At 32.3% G+C, this 20,073-nt stretch carries 25 protein-coding genes; 11 read left to right on the forward strand and 14 right to left on the reverse strand.

What is annotated here, in order from left to right; all coding sequences use genetic code 11:
* The first annotated feature begins 346 nt into the window (after window positions 1-346).
* A complete protein-coding gene (locus tag LO744_RS13455; protein WP_230670041.1) occupies window positions 347-1,891 on the forward strand; it encodes a S41 family peptidase in 1,545 nt (514 codons plus the stop codon).
* Window positions 1,891-2,451 (forward strand): YdcF family protein, encoded by a 561-nt coding sequence (locus LO744_RS13460; RefSeq protein ID WP_230670043.1) that lies wholly within the window; start codon window positions 1,891-1,893, stop codon window positions 2,449-2,451. The genes LO744_RS13455 and LO744_RS13460 overlap by 1 nt, the downstream gene beginning before the upstream one ends.
* Before the next feature lie 91 nt (window positions 2,452-2,542).
* Here LO744_RS13460 and LO744_RS13465 read toward each other — a convergent pair whose 3' ends face one another.
* From LO744_RS13465 to LO744_RS13475, 3 genes are all read right to left on the reverse strand, one after another.
* Window positions 2,543-2,920, reverse strand: coding sequence for a GreA/GreB family elongation factor (locus tag LO744_RS13465; RefSeq protein ID WP_230670045.1), 378 nt, complete (start codon window positions 2,918-2,920; stop codon window positions 2,543-2,545).
* Window positions 2,921-3,262: 342 nt separating this feature from the next.
* On the reverse strand, window positions 3,263-3,865 hold the full coding sequence (locus LO744_RS13470) for a hypothetical protein (RefSeq protein WP_230670046.1): 603 nt from the start codon (window positions 3,863-3,865) through the stop codon (window positions 3,263-3,265).
* Window positions 3,866-4,000: 135 nt separating this feature from the next.
* Window positions 4,001-4,492: an RNA polymerase sigma factor gene (locus tag LO744_RS13475; RefSeq protein ID WP_230670048.1), complete on the reverse strand. Its 492-nt coding sequence runs from the start codon at window positions 4,490-4,492 to the stop codon at window positions 4,001-4,003.
* Between the two features lie 265 nt (window positions 4,493-4,757).
* Between LO744_RS13475 and LO744_RS13480 the strand changes: the two genes are divergently transcribed.
* Window positions 4,758-5,588, forward strand: coding sequence for an alpha/beta fold hydrolase (locus LO744_RS13480; protein ID WP_230670050.1), 831 nt, complete (start codon window positions 4,758-4,760; stop codon window positions 5,586-5,588).
* A 151-nt stretch (window positions 5,589-5,739) separates the two neighbouring features.
* Here LO744_RS13480 and LO744_RS13485 read toward each other — a convergent pair whose 3' ends face one another.
* From LO744_RS13485 to LO744_RS13500, 4 genes are all read right to left on the reverse strand, one after another.
* Window positions 5,740-6,288 (reverse strand): HdeD family acid-resistance protein, encoded by a 549-nt coding sequence (locus LO744_RS13485; RefSeq protein ID WP_230670052.1) that lies wholly within the window; start codon window positions 6,286-6,288, stop codon window positions 5,740-5,742.
* Window positions 6,289-6,356: 68 nt separating this feature from the next.
* Entirely contained in the window at window positions 6,357-7,145 is a 789-nt protein-coding gene (locus LO744_RS13490) for a porin family protein (RefSeq protein ID WP_230670054.1), read from the reverse strand.
* A 2-nt stretch (window positions 7,146-7,147) separates the two neighbouring features.
* On the reverse strand, window positions 7,148-8,233 hold the full coding sequence (locus LO744_RS13495) for a PCMD domain-containing protein (protein WP_230670056.1): 1,086 nt from the start codon (window positions 8,231-8,233) through the stop codon (window positions 7,148-7,150).
* Window positions 8,234-8,420: 187 nt separating this feature from the next.
* Complete coding sequence (locus tag LO744_RS13500) at window positions 8,421-9,026, reverse strand: hypothetical protein (protein ID WP_230670058.1); 606 nt, start codon at window positions 9,024-9,026, stop codon at window positions 8,421-8,423.
* A 125-nt stretch (window positions 9,027-9,151) separates the two neighbouring features.
* Here LO744_RS13500 and LO744_RS13505 point away from each other — a divergent pair, with 125 nt between their 5' ends.
* The 4 genes from LO744_RS13505 to LO744_RS13520 all read left to right on the forward strand — a co-directional run bounded on the left by LO744_RS13505 (window position 9,152) and on the right by LO744_RS13520 (window position 11,363).
* Window positions 9,152-9,682 carry a GNAT family N-acetyltransferase gene (locus LO744_RS13505; protein ID WP_230670060.1) on the forward strand — a complete coding sequence of 177 codons (531 nt, stop codon included), beginning with the start codon at window positions 9,152-9,154 and terminating at the stop codon, window positions 9,680-9,682.
* Between the two features lie 113 nt (window positions 9,683-9,795).
* On the forward strand, window positions 9,796-10,092 hold the full coding sequence (locus tag LO744_RS13510; protein WP_230670062.1) for a VOC family protein: 297 nt from the start codon (window positions 9,796-9,798) through the stop codon (window positions 10,090-10,092).
* Between the two features lie 148 nt (window positions 10,093-10,240).
* Window positions 10,241-10,753, forward strand: coding sequence for a hypothetical protein (locus LO744_RS13515; RefSeq protein WP_230670064.1), 513 nt, complete (start codon window positions 10,241-10,243; stop codon window positions 10,751-10,753).
* Window positions 10,754-10,862: 109 nt separating this feature from the next.
* On the forward strand, window positions 10,863-11,363 hold the full coding sequence (locus tag LO744_RS13520) for a hypothetical protein (RefSeq protein WP_230670066.1): 501 nt from the start codon (window positions 10,863-10,865) through the stop codon (window positions 11,361-11,363).
* A gap of 84 nt (window positions 11,364-11,447) precedes the next feature.
* On the opposite strand, the gene LO744_RS13525 is transcribed toward LO744_RS13520, so the two are convergent.
* The 6 genes from LO744_RS13525 to LO744_RS13550 all read right to left on the reverse strand — a co-directional run bounded on the left by LO744_RS13525 (window position 11,448) and on the right by LO744_RS13550 (window position 16,361).
* Entirely contained in the window at window positions 11,448-12,467 is a 1,020-nt protein-coding gene (locus LO744_RS13525; RefSeq protein WP_230670068.1) for a cytochrome-c peroxidase, read from the reverse strand.
* Window positions 12,460-12,762, reverse strand: a complete 303-nt coding sequence (locus LO744_RS13530; protein WP_230670070.1) for a type II toxin-antitoxin system RelE/ParE family toxin — start codon at window positions 12,760-12,762, stop codon at window positions 12,460-12,462. The genes LO744_RS13525 and LO744_RS13530 overlap by 8 nt, the downstream gene beginning before the upstream one ends.
* Window positions 12,749-13,087, reverse strand: a complete 339-nt coding sequence (locus LO744_RS13535) for a hypothetical protein (RefSeq protein WP_230670072.1) — start codon at window positions 13,085-13,087, stop codon at window positions 12,749-12,751. The genes LO744_RS13530 and LO744_RS13535 overlap by 14 nt, the downstream gene beginning before the upstream one ends.
* A gap of 262 nt (window positions 13,088-13,349) precedes the next feature.
* On the reverse strand, window positions 13,350-14,111 hold the full coding sequence (locus tag LO744_RS13540) for a Rossmann-fold NAD(P)-binding domain-containing protein (RefSeq protein ID WP_230670074.1): 762 nt from the start codon (window positions 14,109-14,111) through the stop codon (window positions 13,350-13,352).
* Window positions 14,112-14,563: 452 nt separating this feature from the next.
* A complete protein-coding gene (locus tag LO744_RS13545) occupies window positions 14,564-14,884 on the reverse strand; it encodes a GIY-YIG nuclease family protein (RefSeq protein ID WP_230670076.1) in 321 nt (106 codons plus the stop codon).
* Window positions 14,885-15,662: 778 nt separating this feature from the next.
* Complete coding sequence (locus LO744_RS13550; protein ID WP_230670078.1) at window positions 15,663-16,361, reverse strand: DUF6261 family protein; 699 nt, start codon at window positions 16,359-16,361, stop codon at window positions 15,663-15,665.
* A gap of 488 nt (window positions 16,362-16,849) precedes the next feature.
* Here LO744_RS13550 and LO744_RS13555 point away from each other — a divergent pair, with 488 nt between their 5' ends.
* Together LO744_RS13555 and LO744_RS13560 are read left to right on the forward strand one after the other, a co-directional pair.
* Window positions 16,850-17,482, forward strand: coding sequence for a hypothetical protein (locus LO744_RS13555; protein ID WP_230670080.1), 633 nt, complete (start codon window positions 16,850-16,852; stop codon window positions 17,480-17,482).
* Between the two features lie 20 nt (window positions 17,483-17,502).
* Entirely contained in the window at window positions 17,503-18,210 is a 708-nt protein-coding gene (locus LO744_RS13560; protein ID WP_230670082.1) for a hypothetical protein, read from the forward strand.
* Here LO744_RS13560 and LO744_RS13565 read toward each other — a convergent pair.
* Window positions 18,197-19,102 carry an IS1595 family transposase gene (locus LO744_RS13565; RefSeq protein WP_230666864.1) on the reverse strand — a complete coding sequence of 302 codons (906 nt, stop codon included), beginning with the start codon at window positions 19,100-19,102 and terminating at the stop codon, window positions 18,197-18,199. The genes LO744_RS13560 and LO744_RS13565 overlap by 14 nt on opposite strands.
* Window positions 19,103-19,199: 97 nt before the next feature.
* Between LO744_RS13565 and LO744_RS13570 the strand changes: the two genes are divergently transcribed.
* Window positions 19,200-19,730 (forward strand): hypothetical protein, encoded by a 531-nt coding sequence (locus LO744_RS13570; RefSeq protein WP_230670084.1) that lies wholly within the window; start codon window positions 19,200-19,202, stop codon window positions 19,728-19,730.
* On the forward strand, window positions 19,727-19,957 hold the full coding sequence (locus LO744_RS13575; RefSeq protein ID WP_230670086.1) for a hypothetical protein: 231 nt from the start codon (window positions 19,727-19,729) through the stop codon (window positions 19,955-19,957). The genes LO744_RS13570 and LO744_RS13575 overlap by 4 nt, the downstream gene beginning before the upstream one ends.
* Window positions 19,958-20,073 lie beyond the last annotated feature (116 nt).

Genomic DNA, 20,073 nt, shown 5'->3' on the forward strand with positions numbered 1-20,073 from the left:
TTGGCTTTTGATTTTTTTTAATCATTTTTATATAATTCTCGCAGATACAAAGATTTAGCTGATTAAAAGGAGAGTTATTAATCTGCTAAATCAGCAAAATCAGCGAGATAAATTATTTTTATTTAATTTTTCACAGGCTCTAAGTCTTCTATTTCATCTACTTATTTTGCTAAATTAAATATAAAATGATATTGTGATTCTAAAATTTTAGCTTTGATAAAATCCTTGCGCCTTAATAATTTTAAGTTTTAAAAAAGTTCTTTGCGCATTTGCGAAAACCAGCAAAAAGAAGACTTCAATATCCATCAAAAATATTTAAATTCGTTTACCGAAAAAACTTTCTATTTTGAAATATTTTATCTTCACTTTATTGGCGTTAAGTTTTGCTTCATGCAATTCTGTGAAAAAATATAATGAGCAAAGATTAAGCATGGTTTCTCCTGAAAAACTGCGTGATGATGTCGATTTCACTTACCAAAAACTTCAGGAGATGCATCCTAATCTGAATTGGTATATTTCAAAAAAAGAACTCGATTTTAAATTTGATAGTTTAAAGATGGCTATCAATAAGCCTTTAACGCCTACTGAGTTTTATTTTAAACTACAACCTGTTATCAGTCAAATCCGCGAAGGTCATTTATCTTTAAAAATTCCTGCAAAAAGGTTTTCAAAAAAAGAAATTAAAGCTTTAAAAAATAAAAAAGGACTCTTTGGAAGATTTGAATATCATGTAGTAGATGACCATTTGTATTTCATTGAAAATAAAGATTCTATTCAAAATATCAAACCGGGAACAGAACTTTTAAGTATTAATGGAGTTTCTGTGGCAGATTATCTTAAAAAATATCGTGAACTCATAAGCAGTGACGGTTACAATTCTACTTTTTATCCTTATTATTTAAAAGATGTTTTCTTTAATTTTTTTACTGCTGAAAAAGGGATTTTAGACAGTGCAAAAATTGAAACTCTTTATGAAGATAAAAAACAAACTCTGGTTTTAAAAAGGGAAAGTAAAAACAAAACAGAAATTGAAAAAGAAAAAATCGATAAAAAGAGAACTGCCGAAAAAAAACTTAATGATTATGTAGCATCAACAAGCTCTTACAATAGAAATTTCAATTTTTTAGACAAAGACAGTACGATTGCTTATATGAAAATTAAAAGCTTCACAAGAACATTTTCAGATAAATTTTATAAAGAATCTTTTGCCAAAATTAAAAATGCGGAATCTTCTTACCTCATCATCGATATTCGTGAAAATTATGGTGGCTCGTTGTATGAAATCAATCAGCTTTATTCTTATCTCGCTCCTGAACCTTTTGTTTTGATAAAACCTTCTCAACTTACCTCGAGAGTAAGCCCGCTTAAAACCAATTATTTTAGAAAGTCAAGCCCACTGCAATATACTTTTAAAAGCCTTGCTTATCCAGGATATTTCTTTTATCAGACGTTGAATGTGTATAAAGGAAAAGATGGTGTCGCTTATTATAAAATGAAAGAAAATAAATCTACCAAGCCAAAACAAGATGCTTTCAAAGGAAAAGTGTATGTTTTGATTAATGGCGGAAGTTTTTCAGCGTCGTCTATTATTTCATCTAAATTAAAATTTGACAAGCGTGTAACATTAGTTGGTGAAGAAACCGGCGGCGCCAATGACGGAACGGTTGCAGGATTTTATTCTTATCAAATGCTTCCCAATTCTAAAATAGATTTACCTATAGGATTACTTTTGGTGCAGCCCAATATTGATTTTACACATACAAAAAAAGGAGTCGTTCCTGATGTTGAAATTTCTCAAGGCGTTCAGGATATTATCGATAAAAAAGATGTACAATTAGACTGGATAAAAGCTGAAATTGAAAAAGAGAAAAGTTTAAAAACTACTAAGTGATGAAAATTTTAATCAAATCATTTAAGTTTTTAGTCTTCCTGATGATTTCTTGGTTCATTGCACATACCATCTACATTGTCGTTGACGGGTTATCTGATGAAGGTAAAAAAGCAGATATTGCGATTATCCTCGGAAGCAAAGTAAATGAAGACGGTACTTTATCTACAAGACTTGAAAAACGTTTGGAAACCGGAATTAAACTGTACAAAAATCATCGTGTCAAAAAAATTCTGGTCAGTGGCGGTTTAGGTAAAGAAGGCTTTTATGAAGGTTCAAAAATGAAAGAATTTTTAGTTAATAAGGCAGTTCCGGACTCTATAATTTTAGTGGATAATTATGGTAATAATACCAGATTAACTGTAGAAAACACTTTGAAATTTCAGCAAAAATATAAGTTTAAAAACATCATCGTTGTTTCCCAATATTTTCATGTAACCCGCACAAAAAAACTTTTTAAAGAAAAAGGTTTTACACAGGTAGAAAGTGTAAGCCCAAGATATTTTGAATGGCGGAATTTGTATTCAATTTTAAGAGAATTTCCGGCTTATTATACCCAATAAGTGTTGATAGTTTTAATTTCAGCGCATTAAAATTTAATTTTAGCATTAAAAAAGCTCCCGAATTGGGAGCTTTCAAACTACATATTGATAATTAGTTGATATGTTCTACGCTAAGAATTTCAATTTTTCTATCACCATTTTCAAAAGGCCAATCGATAATTTCGCCTTCTTTATTCCCTACAATCGCCAGTGCAATATTAGATAATACAGAATATTTTCCTTTTTTTACTTTGGCTTTATCCTCAGAAACAATCACAAATTTCTGCTCTTGAGGATGTGAAGAATCTTTTATTTTAACTTCGCAATTGATGGTTACAACATCTTTTGGCAAATCACGACGTAAAACCTGCTTTGCGTTTCTTAATTGAGCAAGAAGTATTTTTTCTTCTTCAGCAGTTGTTTTTTTTCTTCTTAAATGTTCTTTTATTAAATCATATACTCCTGTGGTTAAAATAATCTGTTCTGACATAATTTTATTTTTTAAAAATTGAGATTTCTGAATGCAGAATATTGACTCAGACATAACCATTGTGCACAAAAATTTGTGATAAGGTATGCAGAATGCACATTCAGAAAAAAAAATGAATTGGTTCAAACACTTAATAATGCCCTGTCCCGAGTCTCGACAGGGATACTAAATAAACTCTTTAGAATTTTTTAAAAATTTATCATCATGCAGATATGACAAAGACAACGAAAGTGTAATCGAAGTATACTTTACCGGAAAAAAGTACTTTTTTGTCATTTAATTGAATTGTTACGAAGATACGACTTATAATCGACATGATGAAAATCGTAGCTTCGTATCAATTTATTTTTTTTGAAATTCAATCAAAATATTTTCTATTTGCTGAACGTATTTTCCATAAAACATTTTATACCAATATTTCCCCAGCAAGAAAAGACCAAAAAGACCGATAGCAAGTGTAGAAAGAATCGTAGTCGCTACCTTAAAATCACTCATCGGTTTGGGATGCGGGATAAATTCGACAACGATAATAAGTTCACAGACCAAAAATGGCACAAATGAAAGCATAAATGATAGATAATACTGCTTATTAAGGTCAAACTGGTACATTAAATCTTTCAAAGAATCGTAGGTATTCATCATTGGGTTGCCTATATTATTGTATAATTTAAAAAACTTACTGAAGAAAAATGATACTACAATTACCATTGAGAAAAGCAAAACCGTCAAATAAAATTTAAACTTAAATGGAGCTTCCGGCACAGGAATCCAGACTACAGCGAATCCAAAGAGTAATATTCCTACGGTAGACCAAAATTCCATTCGCATGTTTTTTCTGATTTTTTCTAGCGGAAGATTAATTTTATTTTTCTGTTCAATACTGATTTCAGGCGTTTCATCAGAAACATCGTCATTCCATGCATTTTTTAGGTCATCTATATTCATAATGTTTATTTTTTTGTTTGGAGATACAGGATTCGAGTTTCGGGATTCGAGATTCGAGATTCGAGATTCGAGTTTCGGGATTCGAGTATTAAGTCTCACTTTCGAATCTTGTATCTCGTAACACGTATCTCATATCTAATTACTATTTAAAATCTCTTTCAATTTATTTTTGGCGCGATTCATTTTCACTCTTACATTTCCTTCCGAAATACCCATTTGCTCGGCGATTTGCTTTCCGGAAAAATCTTCTAAGTAATAAAAAATAAATGCTTTATCGATTGGGTTTAGCTGATTGATTGCTTTATACATTTCGGCAAGCTTCTCTTCTTTTTCATGGTCGTATTCATCCTCTGTAATTTTATAATTCGAAAAATCTTCGTTGGCTATAAAGCTTCTTTTCTTTTCAGATTTTAAGAAAATAATGGCTGTATTAAGTGCAATTCTGTACAGCCAGGTTGAAAATTCACTTTCACCCTTAAATTTTGGATAAGCTTTCCAGACCTGAAACGTAATCTCCTGAAAAAGATCATCGCGGTCATCTTTATCATCCATATACATTTTAGAAATCTTAAAAATGATTCCTTTATGCTTTTCTATTTTGGTAATAAATTCTTGTTCTGAGGTCATGGTTTCTTTACGCTCTGTAGAGTTAGTAGTTTTTTGAAATAAATGTTACATTCTTTTTTATTTTTTTTTAGAAAACCCGATTAATAACTTTGTCAGCGTTATTTCCAGGGTACTAATTAAACTTCATAAGGTTTAACAAATATAAAAACTCATTTTATTGGCTAAAAATATTAAAATCATCATAAATACATACCAAATCAGCATTTCACATCATTCGTGGCGTAAAATTTGTGTTTTATGCTGAACATCACAAAAAAATATTAATATGCCTTACCTTACAAAACAAGACAGCAAAAATGTTGAACTTTACTACGAAGATTTCGGTTCCGGACAACCCATTATTCTTATTCACGGATGGCCGTTAAGCGGAAAATCCTGGGAGCTACAGATTCCTGTACTTTTAGATTTAGGATATCGTGTGATTACCTATGACAGAAAAGGTTTCGGAAAATCTTCTCCTACTTTAGATGGTTATGATTATGACGGTTTAGCGGCTGATTTACACGAACTCATTACTCAACTAGAATTAAAAAATGTCATTCTTTTTGGCTTTTCAATGGGTGGTGGCGAAGCTGTACGTTATTTAACCAATTACGGTTCAGAAAATGTAGATAAAGTAGCCTTGATTTCTTCAATTATTCCTTTGGTAAAACAGAAAGACGATAATCCGCATGGCGTTTCTGAGGAAGAATTATATGGAATTTTAACCAGCCTTAAAACCGACAGAGTTACTTTCCTTGAAAGTTTCCACAAAAACTTTTATAATTACGGATTGCTTTCTCAAAAAGTGAGTCAAAAACAGCTGGATTATGATTGGAATATTGCCTCTCACGCCTCTCCTATTGCAACAATAAAGTGTGCTGAAAGCTGGGCAAATACAGACTTCAGACCAGAGTTAAGTAATGTTAATGTAAAAACGCTTATTGTACATGGTGACGATGATCAGATTGTCCCAATAGAAACCGCAGGGAAACAAGCTGCCGCAGGAATTGCCGATAATGATTTTGTCATTATTGAAGGCGCTCCACACGGATTAAACATTACACATGCAGATCATTTAAATGAAATCTTAACAAGATTCCTTACCAACAAATAAAACTTTGTTCAATCAGATTGTTTTTAAAATCAGAAAAGCGCAATTAAAAATATTGCGCTTTTATTTTGTATGATACTTTATACCATCAAGTATACAAAAAAGCAGTACAATTATGAAAAATTGTACTGCTTTTTATAATTTTTTGAGAGAGTTACAATTGTTTTAATTTTTTCAAAGTAATCCCGAAAATTATCTGTAGAACCCCAAACATAATGATGGAGAAAGCCGTATAATACACAATGGTTAAACCTCCAATAAGAGGGTTAAAAATCATTAATAACGAAAGTAAAATTCCTAAAATTCCGAATATTAAGGGTGCTATCCACGCAGAAACATTCATTTCTTTAAGTGCAATAGCATGTCCAATCCCTGTAATAGAACGGAACATTATAATAAACCCAACGTATATCGGAAGAAAAGTAGCCGTTAACATGGGAGAAGCCATTAAAATAATCCCGAAAATTAAATCTATAATTCCGCCAACCAATGCCCAACCCCAATTTTGAAAATGCCTATTGCTGAGTGCATTTACAATTTCAAAAATCCCACTAATAAAGAAGATTGCAGCAAAAAGCATCGTGAGCGCCAAATAAGATGACAACGGGGTACGGAATATGTAGATTCCGCTAATGATAAAAATAATCCCAGTAATAATGGGTAAAAACCAATATTTGTAAGGTTTAGGGTAAGATTCGTTCATAATAAAATTGTTTTTTTTGGTTAGATTTATAAATAATTAATGTGTTCTATTTTACTGTGTATTTTACGTTAAAAACTATAGCCAGCTCCCAAATTCAAATATACTGGCCTCATGGTAAAAGTTATGGTTTTAAAATCTGATTTAAACATATTATTTAAGCCAAAACTGAAATCACCAAAGACATTGAGATGTTTAGAAAACTGCCAAGTAGTACCCAACTGAAGACCATAGGAAAACTTTCTCAAATCATTTGAAAAATCATAAGAAGCTGTTTTGTCATCTTCAAAAATAACTTTTACGCCGGTAGGATCGCCTTCTCTAAGATAACCATCAAAAACATATCCTGAAAAATTCTTATCCATGAGAAAAGACCAAAAAGCACCACCCGAAAAAGACCAACAATCATTTACTTTAAAAATAGCTAAAGTAGGAATGGTGATGTAAGAATTTGCGATGTGAGTCGACACGCCGCCCGTCCAATTTCCGGCTACCCTCTCACCTTCTCCGCCAATAATTTCCATTCTGTAATTTTTAACCATAGAATTGGCTTTCATCCCTTTGTTTTCTAATTTAACACCCGTTCTAATTCCCCAAGAACTAGGAGTTTGTTTGAACAAATAAATAATGCTTCCTTCAAGACTGATATTCAGCATCGGATTAAAACTGCTCAGTTCTCTAATTTCTGCAGGAATCGGGATTGGAGTAAATCCGCCAATATTAATCCCAGCACGTAATTGATACTCAATAACTCCTTTTTCTTTTTTTTCAGTATCTAAATCTTGCGCAAAGATTAATGAGCTTCCTGCAAAAAGAAACACGAATGAATTGATGAAAAGGCGATAGAAATTGTATTTCATTTTTAATGTATTAATTCGACTTCATCAATTAAAAGAGTACTTTCTACGGCACCTGCAAAAGTATCTCCGTCAATACTTGATGTAAAAACCAAAGTCAGGCTATATTTTCCATCTTTCAATTTTTGCTGATCGATTGTTTTATTATTTAATACATTAAAAGGAATATAAAATTCCGTCCAATCTGAAGCTTCAATTCTTTGTACATCTGTAATTTGAGCAATAGAATAGATATTAGGATGGGTAAATTTATTTGTTCCATCAAGATATTTTAAGGCAGTATCTGTTTCAAAAAAAACAGCATAGATGTCCCAAGTATCTTTCTTGTTGGGCTGTACCACTCCATTCTCTTTATATACTGGCCCTGCTTTATATTTGAAAAAACCTTTTACCCCATCAGGAACAAAATCTACTGGCACCCCAAGGTGTAAGCTTTTTAAAGGATTGGTAATAGAAGCAGCTAAATCAAATTCTCCCATAAATAAGTTTCCTGCAGCTATAGGTTTCCCCATTGTAGCGCCTAAAGCTCCGGTAGATTGGGTGGTTAGTTTTACTGCCTGACCTACTTTTCCTGCTGCCCAACGTGCAGTAGGATACCCTTCAGGAGTAGAAGAAGCTCCTGTTAGGCTAAAAGCGATATTTCCACTGGCCCAATCCATAATATTTTGATTATTATGGTCTGTCTCAAAAAACACATCAAACTTACCATTTTCAATACGTACGTTTTCAAAATTATACATCGAACTTACCGTCGAAACAATATAAGAAACCTCATATTTCTTTTGATACTGCCGATCTTCTGAAGTTACCGTATAAATCTGAGGTTGACTGAAGTTAAGCACCGTTCCACTTTCTGGAAAGATTGTAGCCCCAGGAGTTAATGTAAAAATGGGCGCCTGTTTGGTTATATCTGTGGATGGTATTACCAATATCTGAATACGGTCGTTCTGTATAATAGGGTCTTTTCGTAATATCGCAGGATCTACATCACATGATAATATATCGGCTTCTGCATTGGGAAGTTCTGACTGTATGCAGGATAAAAGCCAACAACTGCACAAGAAAAATAAGATATATTTTAAATGTTTCATAGGTTAAAAATAAATAAGTCGAACTTAAAAAAGCTCGTATTGAAGATACGAATTATTTATTTTAAAATTTATAAAAACTGAATTTTCAATTAAATAGACCATAATTTCTTATTTTCTATCCTCTTATTCGATAGCTAAAAATGAATGAAACTTTCTTTCTTTTTCTTTAAAACACAATCGTAATTAATTATTTTTTCTTTCTAAAGCTTTTTTTAGTTGTAATAATAACAACTCCATTATTACCCTTACTTCCATAAAGTGCAGTGGCTTGGGCTCCTTTAATCACATTTATGGTCTTAATTTTCTTAGAATCAAAATCACGGATGGTTTTTGCTTCTACAATTTCATGATCAATCACCCATAATGGTTCGTTATTGCTCTGAATTGATGAAGGCATACCTCTCGTTGAAGCAAAAAACGTAGTATTTTCTGTGGGAGCAGAAAGACAAACTAGTTTCCCTTGTAAACTTTCCAAAAAAGAACGTTTTATGGTATCTTTTTCCTGAGCATTTACAGAAACAATTCCAGCTGCCGTTAAAATAAAACCCACGGCAAACTTTGAAAATAAGGAATTGATTGATGAATGCTGTATATTTCGGTTAAGCTGAGATTGGTAAAAGTTACCACAGGTATTTTCAGAATCAGAATCAGAAAAATAATCTAAAATTTCATCATCAGAATCATTCGTAAAATCTCTGACAGTTTTCGAACAAACAGTACAGAATCTTCCTTTTTCCTGCGGAGTCATGCTTTCCCATTTTTCATGACAAGGTTTTGGTAAAGTAATTTTCATTGTCTTTTTTATTTAAAAGATGCGTTATTAAATAAAAAGGTTGGAAAAGTTTCTTTATAATTTAAAAACATAGCTGAAATTCAAACCAAAATCCTGTAACTTTATCCATATTACAATAAATAAGAATGACAGAGAAAATAATCTATAGACAAGAAACACAAAATGACTTTTCAGAAGTTTTTGAGCTTAATAATAAAGCTTTCGGGCAAGATAATGAAGCTAAATTAGTAAATGCTTTAAGAAAGAATCTGAATGTTTTTATTCCGGAACTTTCTATTGTTGCAACAGAAAAAAACAAGATTATTGGACACATTCTGCTGACCAAAATTACCATAAAAGACAATAATGGAAATCTTAATGAAAGTTTAGGGCTTGCTCCAATGGCTGTATTACCTGAGTTTCAGAGAAATGGAATTGGCGGACAGTTAATTAAATACGCCCTTGACACTGCTAAAAAATTGGGTTATCAATCAGTAATTGTTTTAGGACATGAGCATTATTATCCAAAATTCGGATTTGAACCTGCTGAAAAATGGAATATTAAAGCTCCGTTTGATGTTCCTTCTAACGTATTTATGGCCATTGAGTTGGAAAAAGATAGTCTTAAAAATATCTCGGGAACCGTTATTTATCCTAAAGAATTTGAATCGGTTTGATTTTAAATAATTGAAATAAAAAAATTCCTTTAAAGATAGTATAGTTGAACATTCAGTCCTTTTATTAAACTAGCAGTAAACCATTAATTCATTTAAATATAAATTTTAAGACGATGAAAAAACAGAATTTATTGAGGATGGATAATGTGGGAATTGTTGTAGAATCTTTAGACAAAACCATTGCTTTTTTTCTTGAGCTCGGGCTGGAATTAGAAGGAAGATCAATGGTTAGAGGCGAATGGGCGGGTCGCGTAACGGGGCTTGGTAATCAATCTGTAGAAATTGCTATGATGGCTACCCCAGACGGAAACAGCCGACTGGAGCTCTCCAGATTTATTAACCCGAAAATAATAGAAGACCATCGCAATGCTCCGGTAAATGCTTTAGGATATTTACGTGGTTTGCCGTGACTGATTTAAATGAAACGCTCAACAGACTTTATAAACATGGTGCAAAACTTGTGGAAGAAGTCGTTGATTATCAAAACATTTATAAACTTTGCTATATTCGAGGACCTGAAGGAATTCTTATCGGACTGGCAGAAAAAATTGACAACAAATGAATCTCGAAGATTATCTGCACAAATTTGAAAATAGTGTAAAAGCAGTTGATGCAAAAGCATTAAAAGAAAGTGGATTAGAAATTCAAACCGGTATTTGGCTAAACTCCACTGTTATCAGGCTTCAAAAAAAACATTGGGCCAATAATCCTAATGAACAGCCACATTCGGGTTCTGCTATTTTTATGGGAATTTGGATTAACCAGCAAGCTTTTTCTAATCGAGTTCTTAATTATAACATTCATGCGTTAAGACTAAGACAACTTAATGGATATGCTTTGCAAAGTCGTGCTTTTGCAACATCTTTTAGAGAAAAGTTTAAAGAATTTGAAAATAAATGGGAAAATGTGAGTGTGCAATTTGCTCCACAAACATTAATGGAAGGAAAAATAACACTCAACGATGAAAATATTGAAAAGGACATTTTAAATATTGTAAACAATTTTATAGAAATAACCCCTTTAATCGATGAAACTCTTTTAGAATTCAAAAAGAAAACAACAAATCTCTAAGCTTCGTTTTAAAATACTAATTCCCTACAATTATTAATATGCAACAACAAGCCTATTATTACCATTCTTTTTTATGATTTTCTTTATATTTGAAAAATAATTAAAGCAGATGAAAGAAGAAAATATCAATAAACTCAATTCCCTATTCTCAAACTTAAAAACTGAAGACCAAAAACTGAAAGAAAGTCTGGAGAAAAAGAAAAGCGAAGATGATTTATTTATTGAAGGCTTCAGAACGTTATGTAAGAATTATATCGACCCCAAAATGCAGGAATTCAGAAGAATGCTGAGAGAAAATGGGTTTGGCTGTAAAATTACTTTTAATGAGGAAACTAAAAACGGTTTAGGCATCAATTCTCAAACTCATATCAAGCTTCAAATTTCAAAAAATGTAGATTCTAATTTTTATACCAACGACAAATTTCCACACATTATGTTTGTTGCTGATAAAAACTTAAAAAGAATCGTTATCCATCAAGATACTATTTTCCAAAACGGAACAGGAAGTGCAGCTTTGAAAGAACAAAACTATACTCTAGAAAATATTAAAGAAGATGATATCGAAAAAGAAATCCTGGAATCTGTTGAAAATATTTTGGTGAATAAGTAATTGACAACTAGGTTGCTATAGTTTTACAACATTTTAATCATCAAACTTCTTGATATGCTTTACTACTCGAAATGGCTTTGCTCATTATTTTTTTTGATACTGTACATTAGAAACTAAAACAGAATCATTTAATGTTGTTAAAAAAGCCAGTAAATTTTCTTTTTCCTGAGCGTTGAAGACAATAGGTTTATGTAATTCTTTCGCTAAAGTCGGACTTTTTACTATTCCTTTTTCATAATGTTCCAAAACTTCATAAAGCGTTTTAAATCTGCCATCATGCATATAAGGATAAGTGTAAGTAAGATTTCTTAAACTTGGAATTTTAAACATCAATTTATCTGCAGGCTCAAAAGTTTTGTTCCATTTTCCATTATCGTTGAGTTCAGGATTAAAAGGAAGTCCGTTATTGGCAAATTCATAGGTTGAAAAAAGAGGTTCAGCGTGACATGAGCTGCAATTTTCTCGAAACAATTGATAGCCTTTATTTTCGGAAGCAGTAAACTTCACTTTCCCTCGTTTCATTTTATCATATTTTGAATTGACTGAAACAATTGTTAACTGAAACTGAGAAAGTGCTTTCATCAGTCGTTCAGAAGTCGCTAAACTGTCACCAAAACTTTTATAGAAAAGCGTTTTGTATTCTTTTGATTGATTGAGCTTCCGAACAGCAACATTAATATCTTCACCCATTTCTTTAGGATGATTAATAGGCGCCAAAGCCTGTACATCAATATTGACGACCGAGCCATCCCACATAAATGTTTTTTGCCAGGCTAAATTAAAAATCGCAGGAGAATTCCGGTCACCAATTCCGTCTTCAATCCCTTTGCTTAAATGATTTCCGGCGTGCGAAAAAGCCTGATTAGAAAGATGACAAGACGAACATGAAATTGTCTGATTCCTCGATAAAATAGGATCATAAAATAACTTTCTGCCCAATTCTACGGTAGAAGATTTCAATGGATTTTTCTTAAAATCATAAACAGGTTTTGGAAAATAAGAAGGATAAACCAATGATAAATCCTGAAAAGTATATGATAATACAGACAGTAAAAAACAAGCCGCCAAGAAAGGCTTAAACTTAGAATATATTGATTTAATCATTCAGAGATTGATAATTTTCATCAGGGTTTTGGAAGTTTTGGAGAATGCGGACGATATTAATTTCATCGTTTTCTACTTTGTAAATTATAGTATTGTGTTTCGTTAAAAGAAGTTTTCTAAAATCAGTATCAAGATATTTTTCAAAATTGACATTTGCAGTTTCTAAAATATTAATAGCATCAATTAGTTTTTGATAAAAATCATCAGCAACTTTTTCATTCCATTTATTAAGCAAATATTCTTCAATTTTAATTAAATCTGATTTTGCATCCGAAGAAATTTTAACTTTTCGCATTGTGCAGTATTTTTAATTTGTCTCTGCGTTCAGCTACAAAATTGTAAAAATCTGTCGTTTCTCCGTTTTTTATTTCCTCTTCTGCTCGTTTCAAAGACTCTAAAATTTCTTCTTTGGTTTCATTTTTCCATTCTTTAATCTCAATGGTTTTTGATATCACTAAAAGTTCTTCCGGAGTAAATCTTTTTTCTTTTAATTTTTTGAAAAAAGTAGGTTTCTTGATTCCCGATTTTTCGATAATATAAGACATTTTGAAAGGGGAATTTTTCAAAATCTCATCAATATTATTTTGTATCTCTATATATTTTTCTATTTCAGCTATCATAATGTTGTATGTTTTAGTATCACTTTGTGAGACAAATATAGTCAAATTCTTTAATTTTTATAAAGTATTGAAATTTATTTAAACGCAATGAGCGCAATGTTTTTGTTTAAATGCTTGAAAACATTTTCCGTTCGAAAAGGCGTTTCACTCAGCAATGAACGCATATGTCATTAGCTGAACGAAGTGCCTTTGCGAACGGAAAAATAAAGCAGTGATCAATAAAACTCTTCGCGACCCTTGCGTTGAAAAATTTCAACATAACTTACAAATGAAAATACCTAGGATCTGGATATTGAAATTCAAAATCAAGCTCTGAAATTAATTTTGCAGGAGAAATCGTTCTTCCCACACTTGCTCTCTCACCATCATAAGACAAACCTTTCTGCGCATTAATGACTTCTTCTTTGCTTGGATATATCGGCGCAACAATGTTGTACACTTTAGATTCTGATTGATGATCTAACATTTTCTCAACAACCGAACAAATATCTGCGTAATGAATATGATTCACCAACTGATCTAAGTTTGAAATGTTATAATTCTTCAGAAGTCGCTGGTCGCCCATCAATCCAGCTAATCGTAAGATATTGGTTTGTGGAAACTGCTCTAAAATAAACTGCTCACTTTCCACCGTTGAGGCAGGTTGCTCGTCTTCTGTAAACTCTTTTTCCGTGTCGGGATAAACACCGGTTGAGCTCATTAAAAACAACTGTCCTTTATAATTCCCTAAAAAGTTCAGGAGATTCTGACGTTTTTCGGTCATAGAAATCTGCGCTCCTCTTATTCCCGAAAAAGGAATTCCAATAATAATGGCATCTAATTCTGGTGCCACTTCCCACGCTGTCATATCATGATTAATTTCATCAGGAAAATTGACTAAAGTCGGATGGAAACCTTTAGATTTAAAATCATCTATTTTGGATACTGTCGTTGTGGTGGGGAAAATTTCGTATCGGTTTGATAATCTTTCTGCAATGTGAGTTCCAAGCCAGCCGCAACCGATGATGCCTATTTTTTTGTTCATAATTTTTTATTTATTCTCAAAAGCGTTTATAAAACCTTTCGGTTTCATATTTTTTGTATAATGTAATTTTAAGAATCCCAAAAATATCATTTTAATCCCATATAGTTTGTCATTCGTCAGAAATCTCAACATTATATTAGAATTTATATATCAATATTCGCGTTTAGATTTTTTCAGAATGACAAGCTTTGCGATAATGCATTATACTTCTTAAATATCTAACCACACACTTTGTCTTTCCGTAGGAACCTCAACATCGTATCAGAGAATTGCTTGGGAATATCTGCGTTTAGATCCTTTCAGGATGACAAACGTTGGCGTTAAGTGTTCGTACAAAACCCATAACACACACTTTGTCATTCCGCAGGAATCTCAACATTATATTAGAGAATTGCCTGGTTATATTCGCGTTTAGATTCTTTCAGAATGACAAACATTGTGGCGAATGACAATCAAAATTCCTGCTGAAAAAGATTATTCAAAAAATCTAAATTTGGGTTCTGAATTCTTATCAGGTCTAATTTTTTAATTCGAGATAAATTTTTTATTTCTTTTTCTCGTTCGATAGCTTGCTGAATCCATCCAAACTTTTCATAGTAAATCAAGAATTCTACATTGTATTTTGCAGTAAAGGAGTTAGGATTTGCCTTCGTCTTATGTTGATGTAATCTTCTATGTAAATTATTCGTTACGCCTGTGTAAAGAACAGTTCTGCTTGTATTGGTAAGAATATAAACATAAAACGTATATATTCCTTCAGTAAATTCAATCATTATTTGTTGTTTTTATTTAAACCAATATATTTAATTTATATCAAATAATCTGTAATATCTTACCATGCACTTTGTCATCCCGTAGGGATCTCAACATAGCATTAGAGAACCACTTGGAAAGATTCGCATTTAGATCCTTTCAGGATGACAAACATGACGCTTATCTTTTTTTTGCAAAACCCAAAAACCTCTGCACAAATTTCTACACACACTTTGTCATCCCGCAGGGATCTCAATATAGTATTAGAGAATTTATATGGAAAGATTCGAGCTTAGATCCCTACGGGATGACAAACATGACGCTTATTTTATTTTTGCACCAAAAAAAACTTTGCATACACTTCTACCCACACTTTGTCATCCCGCAGGGATCTCAACATAGCATTAGAAAATTGCTTGGAAAGATTCGCATTTAGATCCCTACGGGATGACAAACATGACGCTTATCTTTTTTTGCAAAACCCAAAAACCTCTGCACAAATTTCTACACACACTTTGTCATCCCGTAGGGATCTCAATATAGCATTAGAGAACCGCTTGAAAAGATTCGCATTTAGATCCTTTCAGGATGACAAACATAACGCTTATTTTTTTTTGCAAAACCCAAAAACCTCTGCACAAATTTTCACACACACTTTGTCATCCCGCAGGGATCTCAATATAATATTAGAGAAATCTTTATGAAAAGATTCGGGCTTAGATCCTTTCAGGATGACAAACGTTGGGGTTAAGTGTTTGTATAAAACAAAAAAACTCACCCATTCGCTGAGTTCTTTATTTATAGATTATTTTCTTCTTTCCGTTGTATATCCGAATTTTTCGCTGCCTTCACCAGCTCATTGGTATCGCTGTAGAGAAGCTCCCAACTGGGAACGTCTTTCATGGCGGTTAGTAGGTTGAGGTAAGATTTCAGGGTTTTCTCCAAATCTTTTCGGATTGCCGAAGCACTCGTCATCTGTCGGAGGTCAGCATTAGCTTCTGCCTGATCCGCAAACAGCAGTTCAAAAGCCTCATGCTTGGTTTTCATATCAGTAAAAGCAGGGTTGATAGAAAGCACGTTTATTTTCTGCATATTTTCAGGCGTTTCCAAAACTTCGATGAGCTTTTTCATTTGTGCCGTTTGCGAAGAATAGCTTAGGCGGTCGAGGTTTAAACCAAAAGTTTTAAACACCGTGTACAAATCCTCTGCGAACTGATAATTAGGTGCCGAAGCAAGCTTTCGGTAGCCATTGAGAAAGGCTTTCAAATTCTTGTACGCCACATCTCTTTCCAGATCTGCGGTGGCAACATCTTTACCTTTTCCGCTGTAGATTTGTTTGGTGTAGACCAAATCGTATTCTGTGTAGAAAGTCTGCAAAGTCGCTGTAAGCGGATGGTTGGAAATTACAGGATATTTTCCTGATTGGATGTTGCTGATAATTCTTTGAGCCAAAGTCGCAAGGTCTTTAGTGCTCAGCTTAGTGAGTGTAATTTTCATCTTGTTGTGTTTTAATGAATTAATATTTTAAAGATATGAAAAATTTCTTTAGTTACAAACAATCTTGTTTTAAACCAAAGAAGTCCTCCGAAGCTTTCCCGCAAATTGCAGGAGACTTCCGCAGTCCTCCGGAACTTACAAACAACTCTGTTTTAAACCAAAGAAGTTCTCCGAAGGTTTCCCGCAACTTGCAGGAGACTTCCGGAGGACTACGGAATAGGCAAACAGGGTTGCTTTAAACAAACGGAGGTGTTGGGAGGTTTGTTTTAAGGGTGTTTGTGAGGTTTTTAATGAAAGGATTCTTTAGTTATAGTTGCTTCTATAATATGATTTTCTTTTTAGTATTCTGAAAGTGTGTCAATCAAATTTTTAAATGACAAAAAGTCATTTAATTCACTAAACACAGAAAAAAAGTGGCAATTAAGTCACACGCAAATTACTGGGTGTGATATTTGTCATGTTTAAGGCTAATATTAAATTTAAATTGTATGCGTAATTTTTTACCTCCTACAGAATTTTTCAGAGAAAAAAAAATTGAAATTTTCTTTCTTGAAAAACAAAAAAAAATTGTTGATGAAATTAAATCTTATTCAGAGTCATCAATTAATAAAATTAATTTTGAAGAAGAAGCTGATAATATTATCAAGCGTTCCAACTTTAAAGTTCCGAAGCTGATAAAAGAAGGAACAACAACTGGAATATCTACATTAATACTTTCAGGAAGACAACTTCCACCTGGTAGATTTTATCAACAAGGTCGAAATTACGAAGTAGAGGTTGCTGACTATGGAGTTCCCTTTGAAGGTAATAAAGACTTTTTTAAAATATATCCAAGTAAGTATCACAGTAAAAATGTAGAAGCTGTATTAAATACTAATGGTTTAGTTTTTAGACTTACTAACTATGGAAAAATAACTGGAAACGAGACCGAAATAGAAAACCTAAAAAGAGAATTTCTTGCAAATATTGATGCTACCGAAAAAACACTTCTTCAAATTGAGAAGGAGTTAACGGATTACCTGCCTAAACTCAGGGCTCTAATTATTCAAAGTTTAGAAAACAGAAAACAGTTTTTAAATAGTAAAAAAGATAGTACTGATAAACTAAATCCATTTAATTAAAAATTTACAAAACCTAAAAGATGAAGAAAATTTCAGTAAACAACATCATTATATTTAGACAAAAACCTGAGAAAAGCCAACAGACATTTCTAAATTTTCTTAAAAGAAAAAGTTTAGTTCAGGAAGCTACAGAAAGTAGCGGAGGAAATTACTGGGTAAGAAGTTTAAGTGCGATGAGTAACGCCTTCAGAGAGATTAGCAATAAGCCGGTAAAGGATAAAATTTCCGAAGTTGTAGATCTTTTCACACCTAAATTAACTAAGCAAACAAAAGATATGTATCAAAGAAATCTCGATATTCTACATAATTATGAGGATTTTGATTTTTCGAAATGGTTACCTGATAAAATAAATATAGTTTCTAAAACAAGTAAAAAATCTATAATTTATCTAAATACTGTTCCTGTACAAATCAACCCAAGTCAAATTTATACATTTGATAAAGATGATAAAAAATGCGTAGGAGCTATTTGGTTTGTAGCAAGATTAGAAGGATATAAAGAAGAAGAACTTGGGATGTTTGCAGAAGCCCTTTACATTTATCTTTCAAATAATTTTGACGAAGAATATTTTGTAAGTCCTGAAAATTGTTTAGTTGTTCACGTACTTGACAAAAAAGAAGTTACCTATAAAATGATTGTTGATAAAGAAATTCCATCAGTTTTCGACGCAACGTTAAAACAGATAAAAAAATTATATGTATATCCGTTTTTCATCATACTGCCGTAATGTTAGCAATAATGAGCCTTTCGAAGAGTTGGTCTCCAAAATATCTTCGGTTTAGTTTGTAGATAAATTCATTTAAGTATAGTTGTAAGTACTTTCTTTTGATTTTATGATAATTTCCCAATAAATTTCGCTTCGCATTGCTGATGGTAATATGAACCCATTTTAAAATCTCTTCCGTAGTTTCTTTGTCCGATTTTTCTGTAATATGAAGCTCAACAAAATCAGAAATATCTACGTAAGATGTGCTTTTATCAGTGAAAACAATACTTTCATTATCGATACATTCTTTAATGGTTTCATTAATTTCTAAGGAAAGATGCGTTTCTAAAACTTTAGCCTTAAAATACCTACAAGAACTAGATTTTTCTCCAGTTTCAAGATTCTCCAAAGGGGTAGATTCAGCCATCACAGCAACGTTTTGTTTGCCTGCTGCACCTCTGCCTCGAACTCCTTTTTCTTGTTCAATCTCGCTGGATTCTACCGTGAAATATCCTTCATCAAACTCTATCATCCCTTCCAAAGTATATCTTTCATCGCGGGTTCCCATGGCTTTTCTTAGTTTATGAACCATTGCCCAAACTGGCTCATAACGCTTTAATCCTAATTGTTTCTGGATTTCTTTAGACGAAAAACCTTTCTTGGTAACGCTCATCAGAAACATGGTTTTGTACCAAACTAAAAAAGAAAGATTTGAGTTCTGCATAATCGTACCGCTCTTCAAGGAAATCCTTTTACGACACTTTTTGCATTCGTAGCTCCAGATACTTTTAATCCAGAAATGCTCATTGTGACCGCATTTACAAACAACCCCAATTTTATCTCTCTGCTCTTTAAAATGAATTTTGCAATCTTCCTCAGTACCAAAATGAGCTGTAAAACTAAATATATCCATCTAACTTATTAAACTATAGGTAAATATACGAAATTATGGACAATTACGGATATACATAAAAAATTAATATAAATATCAAAAAAAATAAAAATATACTATGAAATTTAACTTTGAAAATTTAGACCAAACTATTCGCCAGCTAATGATTAACGAGATGGATTTTGACATACAAAATAACAAGTTATATCTAAGTAAAAGATTTAATGATAATGGTCAAGAAAAATATGAAGATTTATTAAAACAATCTTTAGAAAGTGGAGATGAGCAAACTTTAGCGGTATCTCTTAAAAATAATAATTGCTTTAAATCACAAGAGGAAAGAAAAACAAAAACCGGAACATCATTGGTAAAAGTGCCAGAGAATGCTAATATAACTTTTGCTGAAGGTGAGTTTAATAGATTTTATATTAGAGCACTTTGCTTAAAAGCAATAGATGAAAATTTAGTGTTAGAGGTTTATAGAGCAAGACATTCAGACAAAACTAGATCAGAGTCTGAAAATTTAATAGGTGAAATTGTTGATCCTCAAAATCTATTAAATGATCTAAGGGAAAATATCGGGATAGATACAGCATTAGGACTTCCTCCGGGTCCAAATAGTGGTCTATCAATAAAAGTTAAGTTATGAGAGTCAATCTTTGGTACGATGACGGAAGGCACATTTGGGGTTATTTCGAAGACAATAAGTTTAGATTATGGGATGAAAATTCAAAATATATTTGGGGAGAATGTATAAGTGATAGGATTCAACTTTGGACTGATGATAATCAATACATTTGGGGGAATTTGGAAAACAATGAAATTAAATTATGGGATGAAAAAGAAAATTTTATATTTGGAAAAATAGATAAATAATGAATTTAATAAAAAAACCTGCCTCACAGCAGGTTTTCATATTTTAAATCACAAACTTCTCGATATGCTTTTTTCAAAAGCTACTCGAAGTGACGGGATGATTGAGTATTTTCAAA

This window comes from Chryseobacterium turcicum (assembly GCF_021010565.1).
GTDB lineage: Bacteria > Bacteroidota > Bacteroidia > Flavobacteriales > Weeksellaceae > Chryseobacterium > Chryseobacterium turcicum.